Origin of the sequence: Paracoccus sp. (in: a-proteobacteria) (genome assembly GCF_030538755.1) — a bacterium.
In the GTDB taxonomy this organism is placed as follows: domain Bacteria; phylum Pseudomonadota; class Alphaproteobacteria; order Rhodobacterales; family Rhodobacteraceae; genus Paracoccus.
The window spans coordinates 1-14,014 of the sequence record NZ_JAUNTJ010000027.1 but is presented as its reverse complement, the minus strand read 5'-3'; the positions used below and the strand labels follow the sequence as shown (position 1 = coordinate 14,014).

Below are 14,014 nucleotides of genomic sequence, written 5' to 3'. Positions count from 1 at the left end.
CCTTATGCCGCCGCCATGCGGGCAGGGGCCTCGCGGATGGGCAGATGGATCAGGGCCGAAAATGCGCCGACCCCCACGCCGATCCACCAGACCAGCGTGTAATCGCCATAAACGTCATACAGCCAGCCGCCCAGCCAGACCCCCATGAATGACCCAAGCTGATGCGACAGGAATACAAACCCATACAGCGTCGCCATATAGCGCAGCCCAAAGATATAGGCGACCAGACCCGAGGTCAGCGGCACCGTCGCCAGCCACAGCCCGCCCATGAACAGCGAAAATATCACGACCGAGCCCGGCGTGATCGGCAGCATGATGAATGCCGCCGCCGCGATGGTGCGCAGGGTATAGATCCCCGCCAGCAGGTATTTCTTGGTATATCGCTTGCCCAGCCAGCCGGCAAAGATCGCCCCGGCGATATTGGCCAGCCCGATCAGCGAAATCGCCACCGCCCCCAGCCTCGATGTGGTGGTGATCCCCAGACTGGCCAGCATCCCGCCCGGCGCAATGGGACCGCACATTTCCTCGACCATGGCGGGGAAATGCGCGGTGATGAAGGCCAGCTGATAGCCGCAGGAAAAGAACCCGGCAAAGATCATCAGATAGCTGGGGTCGCGAAAGGCGCGCAGCACCACCGTGCCCATGCTGTCTTCCAGCTCGGACCGGGTGGCGGGCTTGGTATTGCCCAGCATCGGCAGGAAAAACAGGCAGGACAGAACCATCACCCCAAAGATGATGAACACCGTCTGCCACGGATAGATTTGCAGCAGGATTTCCGCCAAAGGCGCGCCGAATACCTGCCCGGCCGACCCGGCGGCGGTGGCGATACCCAGCGCAAGGCTGCGGTTTTCGTCACTGGCGGCGCGCCCGATAATGGCCAGAATCACGCCAAAGCCGGTGCCCGCGATGCCAAAGCCGACCATCACCTCAAGCAGTTGCATGGTGGCGGGGGTGGTGGCAAAGGCCGTCAGAATCAGCCCGGCGGAATACAGAAACGCCCCCAGAATGATCGCCAGCCGGTCGCCGAACCGTTCGGCCAGCGCACCAAAGATCGGCTGCCCGATGCCCCATGCCAGATTCTGAATGGCGATGGCCATAGAAAACTCGACCCGCGGCCAGCCGAATTCGGCGCTGATCGGGATCTGGAACATCCCGAAACTGGCCCGCAGGGCAAAGTTTATCAGCAGGATCAGACAGCCGCCGATCAGGATCGGCGTAAACAGACGCGCGCTGTGCTGCGACATGATGGCCCCTCTGGCTGGAACCCGTCAGCTTTGTCGCGCGCCTGCGGCCGTGTCAACGGGGGATCAGCGGCGGCGGCGGCCGATCTCGTTCTGGATCGAGAATCGCGACGAGGGAATGTTCATGCCCTTGGACATCTCGCCCAGAATGACGGTGGTTTTCTCGCCCGCCTTGTCGGTGATGATCCACTGCCGCAATTCGGTCGGCCCGCCGGTGAACAGCATCTGGATATTGCCATATTCCGGGTGCGCCGGGTCCTGGGCGGTGACAACGGTGGCGTTGTTGCGTTCGGAATGGCCCGTGACCATATTGGCCCGGCCCAGATTGACGTTGCGGTCAAGGATGATCGACAGCGGCGTTTCCGACAGCGGATATTGCTGCGGCGCCGAGCGGGTCTTGCCGTCAAACACCGCCACCGTCCCGCCCGAGGCCAGCACCAGCGTGTTGTCATTGTTATATTCGAACCGCACCTGACCGGGGCGCGAGATATAGACCGTGCCGGTCGAAATGGTGCCGTCATTGTTGACCTGCGTAAAGGCCGATGTGACAGTGCGCAGACCGTTCAGATAGTTCGACAGCTCGTTAAGGGAAATCCGCTCGGCCAAAGCCGGAAAGGCAAGGGCAAGCACGAAGGCGGGCGCAAGAGCGAGGCTTTTCAGTTTCATGAGCCGGATCATATCCATTCGTCAAAGGCTTGCACATCACGTTCGCAGGATGCGCACAGGTGGAAACAGTCGCGCCCCCGTGATGGTTCCATGATCGCCCTTGCCTTCCTTGTCTTGTCCGCCGCGCCTGTGACCAGCGTTGTGTTTGCGTATTTATCCAAACAGGAAGCATCAGGCCCGCGCCCCGGCGTTCCAGCTCGTTCCGCGCAACAGGTTATAGCGGCGGTCGGTTAAGAACAGGTTTACGGGCTTCCTGTTTGTCCAAATACGCATTCCGACCGTGCCACCCTGACCCCCGTTGCCGTTGCCGCACCTGCGGTTCCGCCGTGCGTTGGCTGTGTACAGCCTGTGCACAGGTTGTGCACGGCCTGTGCACGGGTTGTGCAGCCAGAATCCCTGCAAATGCTGCCGATCGGCCGTGGTGGATTTGTGAGTGTTGCGTCCGCAACGCCCGCCGCCGTTGCGCGCCCTACAGCGCCCGCCCGGTCAGCAGCCGGGGCATCGGCTCCAGCGACAGCCCTGCCGCCTGCCGCATAAAGGCGCGGCGCAGCGGCGGGATGCGGCTGACTGCGCCCATGCCCAGCCCCCGCGCTGCCGCAAGGATCGGATTGTCGTTGGAAAACAGCCTGTTCACCGCATCCATCCCCAGCGCCAGCGCGGTGGCGTCGAAACGGCGCCATTGCTCATAGCGTTCCAGAACGGCGGTCGCGCCCATATCCTCGCCGCGGCGGGTGGCGTCGGTCAGCACCTCGGCCAGGGCGGCGACGTCGCGCAGGCCCAGATTCAGCCCCTGCCCGGCAATCGGATGCACGCCATGCGCCGCATCCCCCACCAAAGCCACGCGCGGCGCGACATAGCGATCTGCCAGCGACAGCGACAGCGGATAGCTAAACCTTTGCCCTGTCAGGGAAATATCCCCCAGAAAACCGCCAAAGCGCGGGCGCAGCACATCCATGAAGGCGTCATCGGGCAGCGCCTTGACCGTTTGCGCCGTCGCATGGGGTTCCGACCAGACGATGCTGCTGCGGTTGCCGGGCAGCGGCAGGATCGCCAGCGGCCCGCCGGGCATGAAATACTGATGCGCGATGCCGTGGTGCGGCAGTTCGTGATCCAGCGCGGCAACCAGCGCGGTCTGGCCATAGTCATGCCCGCGCCGGGTGATCCCGGCCCGCCGCGCCACGCCCGAGCCGCGCCCGTCCGCCCCGATCAGCACCCGCCCGCGCAGGCGACGGCCATCGGCCAGGTCAACGGAAACGCCTGCCGGATCAATATCTTGCGCGACCACGGCCGCGCCGGGAAGGTGGGTGACGCCGCGATCACGCATTGCGGCCAGCAGGGCGCGATACAGGAAACGATCCTCGAGCATGTGGCCGACCAGACCTTCTTCGATCTCGGCGCCGTCGAAATGCAGGAACAGTGGGCCAGAGCCTTGGCCCGGATGGCCCTGCGAAGCCTTGACCTGCCGGATCGACTGCGCCTTTTCCGCCAGATCGCGCCACAGCCCCAAGGCCCCCAGCAACCGCGACGAGGCCAGCGCCAGCGCATAGGCGCGCCCGTCGAAATCATCGCCCGCGCGGTCATCGGCGGGGCGGGCATCGACCACGGCGACCGACAGCCCCGCCCCGGCCAGTGCCAGCGCCAGTGCCGGCCCGTTCAGCCCGCCGCCGGCGATGATGATGTCGTGGTCATACTGCATCGCGCGCGTCCTCTTGTGCCAGAATCGCCGCCAGACCGCTGCGATAATCGGGGTATTTCAGGCGGATGCCCAGATCGCGGGTGATGCGGTCGTTCCGCACCCGCTTGGATTCCGAATAAAAGCTGCGGGCCATGCCGTCCAGATCCGCGGTCTCGAACGGTTCGGCGGGGGGCACGGGCAGGCCCAGCAGCTCGGCGGCATGGGCGATCACATCCTGCGGCGGGGCGGGGTCGTTGTCGCAGACGTTCCAGATGCGCCCCGGCATTACCGCGCCCGAGGGGCCGGGCAGGGTGGCGGCGACGACCTGCGCGATGTCTTGGCCGTGGATGCGGGAAAACACCTGATTTTCCTTGACGATCCGCCGCGCCGTGCCATTGCGCAGCTTGGCGAACGGCCCGCGCCCCGGCCCATAGATCCCCGCCAGCCGAAAGATATGCAGCGGCACGCCAGCGCCATCGGCCAGCGCCTGCCAGGCGGCTTCGGCGATCAGCCGTGCCCGCCCGCGCTGCGTCGTCGGCATCGGAGTGTCGGTTTCATCCACCCAACCGCCGCCCCGGTCGCCATACAGCCCGGTGGTGGACAGATAGCCCAACCAGCGCGGGCGCGCCGCCGCAATCGCATCGCCAAAGGTGGCCAGCGCATCATCGGTTCCGTCGCGGGCAGGCGCGACCGAGGACAGCACCGCATCGGCCCCTGCAATCGCGGCGCGCACGGCGTCATCCTGTCCGGGCCAGATCAGCGCCTCGGCCCCGGCCGCCGCCACGCGGGCGGCATGGCTGCGCGTGGTGCCGCTGACCTGCCAGCCCTGCGCCGTGACCAGTTGCGTCACGAACCCCGCCGAATAGCCATGCCCAAGGATCACCAGCCGCATCTGCGCCCCCTTTCATCCGCCCCAGCCTATCCTGCCGCGCGTGCCGGGGAAAGGTGACAGGCTGCCGCCCCCCGCTTGCTCTTTCAGGGGCCGGCTGGCACATTCGGATCACAGATCAGGGAGTTGCGCGATGGAACAGGACAGCCGCTTTCTGCCGGTCGAAAGCCCGGCCCCGGTGGCGCGGGAACAGTTCACCGATGCGGCCGCCGCCGTCGCCCGCCTGACGCAGCTTTACGACATCGCCGCCGGGTTTCTGCTGGAAAAATTCACCGCCACGCTGGACGGCACGCCGCCCAAGGCCCGCTATCGCGCCTTTTACCCCGAGGTGCGGCTGACCACGACCAGCCATTCCAAGACCGATTCCCGGCTGGCCTTTGGTCATGTCGCCACCCCCGGCAGCTATGCCGTGACGATCACCCGGCCCGACCTGTTCGGGCGGTATCTGCGCGAGCAGATCGGGCTGCTGATCCGCAACCACGGCACTTCGGTCAGCGTCGGTTTCAGCGAAACGCCGATGCCGGTGCATTTCGCGGTGGCCACGCTGTCGAATCTGAATGTGCCGCAGGAAGGCGTGCTGGATTTCAGCCTGCGCGATGTGTTCGACGTGCCCGACCTGAACACCGTCAATGACGACATCGTGAACGGGGTGGCGTCGGCGCAGCCCGACGGCTCGGGGTGGCTGGCGGCCTTTACGGCGCAGCGGGTGGATTATTCGCTGGCCCGGCTGGCGCATTACACCGCCACCGCGCCCGAGCATTTTCAGAACTTTGTGCTGTTCACCAACTATCAGTTCTATGTGGACGAATTCGAAGCCTATGCCCGCCGGGTTCTGGCCGATCCGGGGCAGGGCTATACCAGTTTCGTCGCGCCGGGAAATCAGGTGATCGGTGGCCCTGATGGTGTCATCACGCCGCTGGCCAAGATGCCGCAGATGCCCGCCTATCACCTGACCCGGCCCGACGGGAACGGCATCACGCTGGTGAATATCGGCGTCGGCCCGTCCAACGCCAAGACCGCGACCGACCATATCGCCGTGCTGCGCCCCCATGCCTGGCTGATGGTCGGCCATTGCGCGGGGCTGCGCAATTCGCAGTCGCTGGGTGATTTCGTGCTGGCCCATGCCTATCTGCGCGAAGATCATGTGCTGGATGACGATCTGCCGGTCTGGGTGCCGATCCCCGCGCTGGCCGAAGTGCAGGTCGCCCTGCAAGAGGCCGTCGCCGAAGTCACCCGGCTGGACGGATATGAACTGAAACGCATCATGCGCACTGGCACCGTGGCCACCATCGACAACCGCAACTGGGAATTGCGTGACCAGTCCGGCCCGGTCCACCGCCTGTCGCTGTCGCGCGCCATTGCGCTGGATATGGAAAGCGCCACCATCGCCGCCAACGGATTCCGCTTTCGGGTGCCCTATGGCACGCTTTTATGCGTCAGCGACAAGCCTTTGCACGGCGAATTGAAGCTGCCGGGCATGGCCACCGACTTTTATCGCACGCAGGTCGCAAACCATCTGCTGATCGGAATCCGCGCGATGGAGAAATTGCGCGCCATGCCATTGGAACGGATTCATTCGCGCAAATTGCGGTCATTCACGGAAACGGCGTTTCTGTGATGTGACAATATCTTGCGACGGATTGCCGACGATGCGTCACACAGACAAAAAATCCTTGAACTACCGATCAAAACCGTGTGTAGCAGGCTTTATGCCGTCAGTCCGGCACAACGATATCGCCCACAACGGGTAGAGGAGACAGAAGACATGGCTACCGCTTCCGCCAAACCGATGACCAAGACTCAGCTCGTTGCGGCGCTTGCCGAAGAAATGGGCAGCGACAAGAAATCCGCGAATGCTGCACTTGATGCAATCGCTTCGGTTGTGGCGCGTGAAGTGGCTGCCGGTGGTGCCGTGACCCTGCCGGGGATCGGCAAGATCGCCTGCCGCCACCGTCCCGAACGTCAGGTCCGCAACCCGCAGACCCAGGAAATGATGACCAAGCCCGCTGACAAGCAGGTGAAAGTCACCGTGGCGAAAGCCCTGAAAGACAGCGTGAACGTCTAAGCCGTTCCGCATTACCCGATCAGGCCGCGCCTCGCAGCGCGGCCTTTTTTATGTGCGGTGGCCGTGCGCATTGCCATTCCGGCCGTGACGGCGTTTTCTAGCCATTCTGGAAAGGGGGGGGCGCATGGATTTCAAGGCCATCGGCATGGGGCTGCTGTTCGCGGTGATGTGGGCCTCGGCCTTTACGTCCACCCGTATGATCGTGACCGAGGCGCCGCCGCTGCTGGCGCTGGCGGCGCGGTTCGTGTTGTCGGGTTGCCTCGGCATTCTGATCGCGCTGGCCATGGGGCAGACATGGCGCACCCTGACCCGCGCGCAATGGCGTGCCGTGGTGGTGCTGGGGCTGTGCCAGAACGCGCTGTATCTGGGCATGAACTGGGTGGCGATGCAGTGGATCGAGGCCGGGCTGGCATCCATCATCGCCGCCACCATGCCCCTGATGGTGGCCTTTATCGGCTGGATCGTGCTGCGCGAACGGCTGCGCCCGATGGGCGTTGCCGGGCTGGCGCTGGGCCTGCTGGGTGTGGCGCTGATTATGGGCGCGCGGCTGCAAGGTGGCAGCGATCTGACCGGGATCGTGCTGTGCTTTGTCGCCGCGCTGGCGCTGGCCATTGCCACGCTGACCGTGCGGGGCGCGTCGGGCGGCGGCAATGTGATGATGATCGTCGGCCTGCAAATGCTGGTCGGTGCCGCCAGCCTGCTGATCGTCGCGCCGCTGCTGGAAGATTGGAACGTCACCCTGACCCCGCGCCTGATCGGGGCCTTTGTTTACACCGCCTTTGTTCCGGGGCTGGCGGCAACCTGGGTGTGGTTTCTGCTGGTGCAGCGCATCGGCGCGGTGCGGGCGGCGACCTTTCATTTCCTGACGCCGTTCTTTGGCGTGGCGACGGCGGCGCTGTTGCTGGACGAATCGCTGGGGGTGATGGATGTGGTCGGCGTCGGCATCATCATGGCCGGGATTCTGGCGGTGCAACTGTCCAAAGCGCCGCCGCAGCAGCAGCCACCCGTGCGCCGCGCGCCCCCGGCCTGATTTCAGGCCGCCGCGTCGCCCAGCAGGATGACATCCGCCGGGTCCAGCGCCAGCCGCACCACATCGCCCGGCGCGGGCGGGGCGGTATTGCCGCGGCTGAGGCTGTCGAACACCACCTCGGTGCCATCGCCCAGCCTGCCCCGCGTGCGTTGCACCGCTCCCAGATACTCGACCGCGGCCACGGTGACGGGAATGCCGCCCTGCGCGACCGGGTTCAGCGCCTCGGGGCGGGCACCGATCTGGGCGGTCAGGCTGCCATCGGGCAGCGGGCGGTTCAGCACCATCTGCATCCCGGCCAGATCGACGACGCCCCGCGCCGCATCCAGCACCGTCACCGGCAGGCGGTTCAGCGTGCCGACGAAATTGGCCACGAAATCGGTGGCCGGGCGGGTATAAACCTCGTGCGGGGGGCCGATCTGGTCGGCGATGCCCTGATGCATGACCACGATGCGGTCGGAAATCGACAGGGCCTCTTCCTGATCGTGGGTCACGAACAGGGTGGTGATGCCCAGATCCCGCTGAATCTGCCGGATCTCGTTGCGCAGGCTGACGCGGATCTTGGCGTCCAGCGCCGACAGCGGTTCATCCAGCAGCAGCAGTTGCGGACGCGGTGCCAGCGCGCGGGCCAGCGCCACGCGCTGTTGCTGGCCGCCCGACAATTGGAACGGGTAACGGTCGCCCAGATGCGGCAGGCCGATCAGATCCAACATCTCGGCCACGCGGGCATCACGTTCGGCCCGGCGCACACCGGCGACGCGCAGGCCAAAGCCGACGTTTTCCGCCGCCGTCAGGTTGGGAAACAGCGCGTAGGACTGAAACACCATGCCGATGCGGCGGCGGCTGGCGGGCAGGCCGGTGACATCCTTGCCATCGACGATGATGCTGCCGCTGGTCGGGGCTTCAAATCCGGCGATCATGCGCAGCACCGTGGTCTTGCCGCAGCCCGAGGGGCCTAGCAAAGAAATAAACTCGCCCCTGGCCAGCGACAGGTCGAAATCGCGCACCACCTGCGTATCGCCAAAGGATTTCTTCAGATTGGAAAGGGTCAGGAATCCGGTCATTTCATCTGCTGCTGTTGGGCGCGGCCATGGCGCGTCAGGCGGGTGGCAAGCTGCATCAGCCCCATGCAACCCCATGTGATGGCAAAGGCGATGATGGCCAGTGCCGCCGGTTCATAGGCGCGGTTGCTGCCCAGCCAGACCATATACGGCCCAAAGGCGGGGCGGTTCAGCAGCGCCGCAAAGACATATTCGCCGATCACGATGGCAAAGGTCAGGAACGCCCCCGACAGCACCGCGCCGAACAGATTGGGCAGGATCACCCGCCCCAGCACCGTGACCCAGCCCGCACCCAGCGACTGGGCCGCCTCGGTCAGGGTGGCCACGTCCAGCGTGCGCAGCCCCGCATCCACGGCGCGATACATATAGGGCAGCGCCAGCACGCTGTAGCCCGCCACCAGCAGAAAGTTCGTGCCGCTGATGCTGCCGGTCAGCGGCAGCCAGGAGCTGGTGTTGAACATGCGGATATAGCCGAACACGATCACGATGGCCGGGATCACCAGCGGCAGCAGGGTGATGAATTCGACCACCGGGCGCAGCCATGGCAATTTCAGCCGCACCCAATAGGCGGCGGGCACTACGATCAGGATGCCCATGACGATGGTGGCCAGCGCCGCCATCACCGAAAAGCCAAAGGTGGCCTGAAACTGCGGGTCGCCCAGCACGCTGCGATAGGCGTCCAGCGAGTATTCACCGCGCCGGGCGCGCAGGCTGAATTCGAACGTGCCGACCAGCGGCACCAGCATGAACAGCGCGCCCAGCAGAAACGACAGCCACGACAAAACCCGCGTCATTTCAGCCACCTTTCAGCGCGTGTGCGCAGGATGATGGAAATCAGGCTGGCCACGCCGGTCAGCACGATCATGCCAAAGGCGATGACATAGCCCAGCGTCGGGTCTTGCAGCACATCGCCGCGGATCTGCGCGAACAGCACGATCGGCACCAGCGACAGCGACGACCCGGTCAGCGCCATCGCCGTGGCCACCGCGCCAAAGGCATTGGCGAACAGCAGCGCAAAGGCCCCCAGCACCGCAGGCCACATGATCGGCAGCACCACCATGCGCCAATATTGCAGTTGCGAGGCGCCCAGACTTTCGGCGGCCTCGCGCCAGTCGTGCTTTAGCCCATCCAGCGAGGGCGAGATGACCAGCACCATCAGCGGGATCTGGAAATACAGATAGGTCAGCACCAGCCCCCAAAAGCTGATGAGGTTAAAGCCGCTGGCATAGATGTTGATGCCGAACCATTCGCGCATCAGCACCGTGACAAAGCCCAGCCGCCCCAGCGTGGCGATAAAGGCAAAGGCCAGCGGCACCCCGGCAAAATTCGCCGCCACACCGGAAAAGGACATCAGTGGTGCGCGCAGCCCGCGTGGCAGTCCGCCCCGCGTCACCGATGCCGCGATCAGGAATCCGGCCACACAGCCCAGCAGCGCGGTGATAAAGCTGATGCGGATCGACACCCAGAATGCGGTGGTGATGCGCGGCTGCGTCAGGCCCGACAGGTTGGCCAGTGTGAACCCGCCTTCGGGCGCGCGAAACGCCCCCACAACCACGCCAAGCGTCGGCAGGATCAGAAACAACAATGCAAAGATGGCAAAGGGCAGGATGCCCAGCCACAGGCCAAGACGGCGCGAAAGATTTGGGGCGCGTGCCATGATGCCTCGGCGCTGAACGAAAAAAAGAGGGGCAGGCCGCACCGGCCCGCCCCGTCAGAGTGCGGTTATTCGCTGACGGTCGCGCCGACAACGCTGTCCCAGTTTTCAGTCACGACCTTTTTGTGGGCGTCCTGCTGTTCCACGGTCGGGAACACGGCGCGGTCCACCAGATCGGGCTGCGGCAGCGCGTCCAGCATATCCTGCGGGATCAGCCCGGCCTCTTTCATGGCGACAAAGCGGGCGGGATAGCAGCCGCCTTGCAGCCAGCCCAGCTGACCTTCGTCGGAATACAGATGCTCCATCCACAGTTTCGCGGCATTGGGATGCGGCGCATGGGCGGAAATGCCCTGCACATAGACACCGGCCAGCACGCCATCGGCGGGGATCACCACCTCGACCGGAGGGTTCCCGGCCAACTGATCGCGCCATGCGAACAGGTTATAGTTCCATGCGGCAACAATCGGGGTCGCACCCTGCGCGATGGTGCCCGCCTTGGCCGTGACCGGCACGAAATTGCCCGCCTTGTTCATCTCGGCAAAGAATTCCAGCCCCTTGGTGCCGCTGTCTTCACCCGGCGCGCCACCACGCGCGCCGCCCGCCGACATGATCGACAGGATCGCCTGATTCGAGGCGCGCGGGTCGCCGGTCAGCGCGAAAGAGTTGGCATATTCGGGTTTCAGCAGATCGGCCCAGTTCTGCGGCACGTTATCCACCAGATCGGTGTTCACGCCAAAGGCCATGATGCCATAGTAATCGGCATACCAATGGCCATCGGCATCCTTCAGATCGGCGGGAATATCGTCCCATGTGGCGACCTTGTAGGGCTGAACCAGCCCTTCGGCCTGCGCCTGCGGACCAAAGGCCAGACCCACGTCGATCACATCGGGCGCCTGCGGGCCGGTATTGCCGGCATTGGCGCGGATCGCCTCCAACTCGTCGGCGGAGCTGGCGTCGGGGTTCAGCTCGTTCACGGTGATTTCGGGGTATTTTTCCTTGAAGGCCGCAATCACGCCGCCATAGTTGCACCAGTCATGGGGCAGGGCGATGGTGGTCAGCATCCCTTCGGCCTTGGCGGCCTGTTCCAGCGCCGCCAGATCGGTCTGGGCGGTCGCCGCCGTCGCGCTCAGCGCAGCGATCACGGCGATCACAGAGGCAGAATATTTCATTTCGGGGTTCCCTGTCAGATGTTGTTCCGCGCCCGCTTAGCGCGGTTATGTGATGGTTTTGTGAAGCCAAAGTGATGATCTGGCAAGACAATATCGGGGATTGCCCGTGTGGGTTGCCGTGACGCAAGGTCTTGTCAATCTGATGGGGCGATGGAACCAATCCCCCTTGGCCGGGGTTCACCGATCACAGGATTAGGAGAAAAAGATGGGCTATCTTTTCGGGATCATCATCTTTGTGCTGGATGTCTGGGCCATTGCCTCGGTCATCAACAGCAATGCGGAACGCACCAACAAGATCATCTGGGTGCTGCTGATTGCCGTTCTGCCGGTGATCGGTCTGATCGCGTGGTGGTTCGCCGGGCCAAAGGCCAATTACAACCGCGGATGAAGATTGCAGCGGCTCTGGCCCTGATTGCTGCGCCACTGGCTGCGCTTGCAGATCCTGTCCACCTGCCCGCAGGCGACGGCGTTCAGGCGGTGGTGACACCGATGACAACGGCGGGCGGCAACCGGGTGTTTGTCGTCGAGGAAATCATCCCGGACAGCGCGCCCGACGGCGATGTCGTGGCGATGTTCTGGCTGTGGCCGAACATGACAGAATGGCCCGAGATCGAGCCGACCGGGCCGGGTCAGTTCACCGCCCGCGCGGGATGTGACACCTGCGGGCGAACAGGGTGGCGGCTGGATTACAAGGCCGCGCGGCGCGGCGATGGCTGGGTGCTTGCCGGATGGACGCAGACCCGCAACGACCGGACCTCGGCCCAGGTCACCGTCTGCGACGTGAACCTGCTGACCGGGCGCGTCGTCATCAGTCACAGCGCGGTCGAGGATGCCGCAGAACAGATCACAACCGCCGCGACCGCTGCCCGTGCGATCCCGCTGTCTTTGGTGACGGCGGATTACATGGTGCCGGAATGCGCGGCGCCGCCTTAACGGCGCAGATAGACGTAATAGGCCCCCTCGCCGCCGTGGCGGAAATGTGCGGCTGTCACCTGCTGCACCGCGCCGGACAGGGGCGCGTGATGCAGCCAGACCGGCACCTGATGGCGCAGCGCGCCGGGGCGGGTGGGCAGCGGGCCGTGATCGCCGCGCCCCTTGCCGGTAATGACCAGCACCAGCCGCAGACCCGAGGCGCGGGCGCGCAGGATGAAATCAATCAATTCGGGATGCGCCTGTGCCAGCGTCATGCCGTGCAGGTCCAGCCGCGCCTCGGGGCGCAGCTTGCCCTGCGTCATGCGGCGGTGGGTTTTCTGATCCATCCGCAGCGCCTGCGTCGCCAGATGCTGCGCGGGCGACAGCGGCATCCCGGCAGAGATACCACCCTTGGCCGGGGTCTGCCCGATCACGAAGGGCTGCGGCACAAAGGCCGTGGCGGGTGGGCGCGGCAAGCCATTGGGACCGGGCGCGGGTTTCACCTTGGGCGCCGGTTCGGGCAGCGGGTGCTTGCGCGACTGATGCAGCGGCGCGACGCTGCGGGCTACGCGCTGCCACAGATCGTGGTCTTCACCACTCAGCCCACGGCGGCGCGACATGCCAGCCTAGCCCGTCGCGACAAGCTGCCAGTTCGGATCGTCCTGCCCCATGCGCCGGGCAAAGGTCCAGATGTCGCGCTGCTTGCGCGCGGATTTGGGATCACCCTCGACCACGTTACCTTCGGCGTCGCGGGTGGCGACGATCAGCTCGCCCACGAATTTGACCGAAACCTCACCCTCGCCGGTGGTGTCGTTGAATTCGGCCCCGGCCAGTGCGGTTTCGCGGGTGCCCAGAAACTGCGCCTCGACCGTCTGGCCACGGGCCTTGCGGTCGTCGATGACCGACTGGAACGCCTGCGCCACATCGGGCGACAGGAACGGGCGCACCGGGTCCAGATCGCCCTTTTCAAAGGCCATCAGAATCATCTCATACGCGGATTTCGCGCCCGACAGGAACTGACCCAGATTGAACGAGGGTTCCGCCTGCTTCATCCGCGCCACGGCCAGGCCTGCCGCGCCTTTGGGGTCGGTATGGTCGGAAATGTCGTGATCGCCCTGTTCGGCCGAACCGTCGATCACCTCGAACCGCTGGCGGGCCTGCGGCTGGGGGGGCTGTTCGACCTTGGGCGGTTCGAACCCGTCGCGGGTGCCCAGCACATTGCGCAGCCGCAGGATCAGGAACACGGCGATCCCGGCAAGCACAAGCAACTGGATAAGCGGACTGTTCATCGGCAAAACCCCTGACGTAAAGGCGCCAGTTGGTATCGGCGCGGATGCGCCTTATGTAGGGGCTGGACCGGGCCAAGTCCAGTTCAGAGGATAGGCCAATAGGGGGGCACTATGTGGCTTTTGTTGTTATTTGTCGCGGTTCCGCTGATCGAAATCGGCCTGTTCATACAGGTCGGCGGCGCGATCGGGCTGTGGCCGACGCTGGCGCTGGTGCTGGCCGGTGCGGTTCTTGGCGTGATTGTGATGCGCGCCAATGCGCTGCGCACCTCGTACGAGGGGCAGCGCGCCCTGGCCGAATTGCGCGATCCCACCCGCCCGCTGGCCCATGGCGCGCTGGTGATGCTGGCCGGGGCGCTGCTGGTGCTG

The 14,014-nt window shown here is 64.9% G+C and carries 16 protein-coding genes; 6 read left to right on the top strand and 10 right to left on the bottom strand.

Going from position 1 to position 14,014, the window contains the following annotated elements:
- Positions 1-2: 2 nt before the first annotated feature.
- From Q4G14_RS13565 to Q4G14_RS13550, 4 genes are all read right to left on the bottom strand, one after another.
- Positions 3-1,244, bottom strand: a complete 1,242-nt coding sequence (locus tag Q4G14_RS13565; protein ID WP_303362295.1) for an MFS transporter — start codon at positions 1,242-1,244, stop codon at positions 3-5.
- Between the two features lie 63 nt (positions 1,245-1,307).
- A complete protein-coding gene (locus tag Q4G14_RS13560; protein WP_303362294.1) occupies positions 1,308-1,907 on the bottom strand; it encodes an outer membrane lipoprotein carrier protein LolA in 600 nt (199 codons plus the stop codon).
- 469 nt (positions 1,908-2,376) lie between these two features.
- Complete coding sequence (locus tag Q4G14_RS13555; protein WP_303362293.1) at positions 2,377-3,603, bottom strand: UbiH/UbiF/VisC/COQ6 family ubiquinone biosynthesis hydroxylase; 1,227 nt, start codon at positions 3,601-3,603, stop codon at positions 2,377-2,379.
- Entirely contained in the window at positions 3,593-4,474 is an 882-nt protein-coding gene (locus tag Q4G14_RS13550) for an SDR family oxidoreductase (protein ID WP_303362292.1), read from the bottom strand. The genes Q4G14_RS13555 and Q4G14_RS13550 overlap by 11 nt, the downstream gene beginning before the upstream one ends.
- Positions 4,475-4,604: 130 nt before the next feature.
- Between Q4G14_RS13550 and Q4G14_RS13545 the strand changes: the two genes are divergently transcribed.
- From Q4G14_RS13545 to Q4G14_RS13535, 3 genes are all read left to right on the top strand, one after another.
- On the top strand, positions 4,605-6,089 hold the full coding sequence (locus Q4G14_RS13545) for an AMP nucleosidase (protein WP_303362291.1): 1,485 nt from the start codon (positions 4,605-4,607) through the stop codon (positions 6,087-6,089).
- A gap of 147 nt (positions 6,090-6,236) precedes the next feature.
- The gene (locus tag Q4G14_RS13540) at positions 6,237-6,536 is read left to right on the top strand and encodes an HU family DNA-binding protein (protein ID WP_303362310.1); all 300 of its coding nucleotides are present in this window, start codon (positions 6,237-6,239) and stop codon (positions 6,534-6,536) included.
- 124 nt (positions 6,537-6,660) lie between these two features.
- The gene (locus tag Q4G14_RS13535; RefSeq protein ID WP_303362290.1) at positions 6,661-7,566 is read left to right on the top strand and encodes a DMT family transporter; all 906 of its coding nucleotides are present in this window, start codon (positions 6,661-6,663) and stop codon (positions 7,564-7,566) included.
- Positions 7,567-7,568: 2 nt separating this feature from the next.
- On the opposite strand, the gene Q4G14_RS13530 is transcribed toward Q4G14_RS13535, so the two are convergent.
- The 4 genes from Q4G14_RS13530 to Q4G14_RS13515 all read right to left on the bottom strand — a co-directional run bounded on the left by Q4G14_RS13530 (position 7,569) and on the right by Q4G14_RS13515 (position 11,447).
- Entirely contained in the window at positions 7,569-8,627 is a 1,059-nt protein-coding gene (locus Q4G14_RS13530) for an ABC transporter ATP-binding protein (protein WP_303362289.1), read from the bottom strand.
- A complete protein-coding gene (locus Q4G14_RS13525) occupies positions 8,624-9,418 on the bottom strand; it encodes an ABC transporter permease (protein ID WP_303362288.1) in 795 nt (264 codons plus the stop codon). Before Q4G14_RS13525 ends, Q4G14_RS13530 begins: the two co-directional genes overlap by 4 nt.
- Positions 9,415-10,281 (bottom strand): ABC transporter permease subunit, encoded by an 867-nt coding sequence (locus Q4G14_RS13520; protein WP_303362287.1) that lies wholly within the window; start codon positions 10,279-10,281, stop codon positions 9,415-9,417. Before Q4G14_RS13520 ends, Q4G14_RS13525 begins: the two co-directional genes overlap by 4 nt.
- Positions 10,282-10,346: 65 nt before the next feature.
- Positions 10,347-11,447: an ABC transporter substrate-binding protein gene (locus Q4G14_RS13515; RefSeq protein WP_303362286.1), complete on the bottom strand. Its 1,101-nt coding sequence runs from the start codon at positions 11,445-11,447 to the stop codon at positions 10,347-10,349.
- Between the two features lie 205 nt (positions 11,448-11,652).
- Between Q4G14_RS13515 and Q4G14_RS13510 the strand changes: the two genes are divergently transcribed.
- Both Q4G14_RS13510 and Q4G14_RS13505 read left to right on the top strand, forming a co-directional pair.
- Positions 11,653-11,835 carry a PLD nuclease N-terminal domain-containing protein gene (locus Q4G14_RS13510; protein WP_303362285.1) on the top strand — a complete coding sequence of 61 codons (183 nt, stop codon included), beginning with the start codon at positions 11,653-11,655 and terminating at the stop codon, positions 11,833-11,835.
- Entirely contained in the window at positions 11,832-12,380 is a 549-nt protein-coding gene (locus Q4G14_RS13505; RefSeq protein ID WP_303362284.1) for a hypothetical protein, read from the top strand. The genes Q4G14_RS13510 and Q4G14_RS13505 overlap by 4 nt, the downstream gene beginning before the upstream one ends.
- Here Q4G14_RS13505 and Q4G14_RS13500 read toward each other — a convergent pair.
- Both Q4G14_RS13500 and Q4G14_RS13495 read right to left on the bottom strand, forming a co-directional pair.
- Entirely contained in the window at positions 12,377-12,979 is a 603-nt protein-coding gene (locus tag Q4G14_RS13500) for a Smr/MutS family protein (protein ID WP_303362283.1), read from the bottom strand. The genes Q4G14_RS13505 and Q4G14_RS13500 overlap by 4 nt on opposite strands.
- A 6-nt stretch (positions 12,980-12,985) precedes the next feature.
- A complete protein-coding gene (locus Q4G14_RS13495; protein WP_303362282.1) occupies positions 12,986-13,648 on the bottom strand; it encodes a Tim44/TimA family putative adaptor protein in 663 nt (220 codons plus the stop codon).
- A 111-nt stretch (positions 13,649-13,759) separates the two neighbouring features.
- Between Q4G14_RS13495 and Q4G14_RS13490 the strand changes: the two genes are divergently transcribed.
- A partial coding sequence (locus Q4G14_RS13490) for an FxsA family protein (RefSeq protein WP_303362281.1) occupies positions 13,760-14,014 on the top strand: 255 nt, incomplete at its 3' end.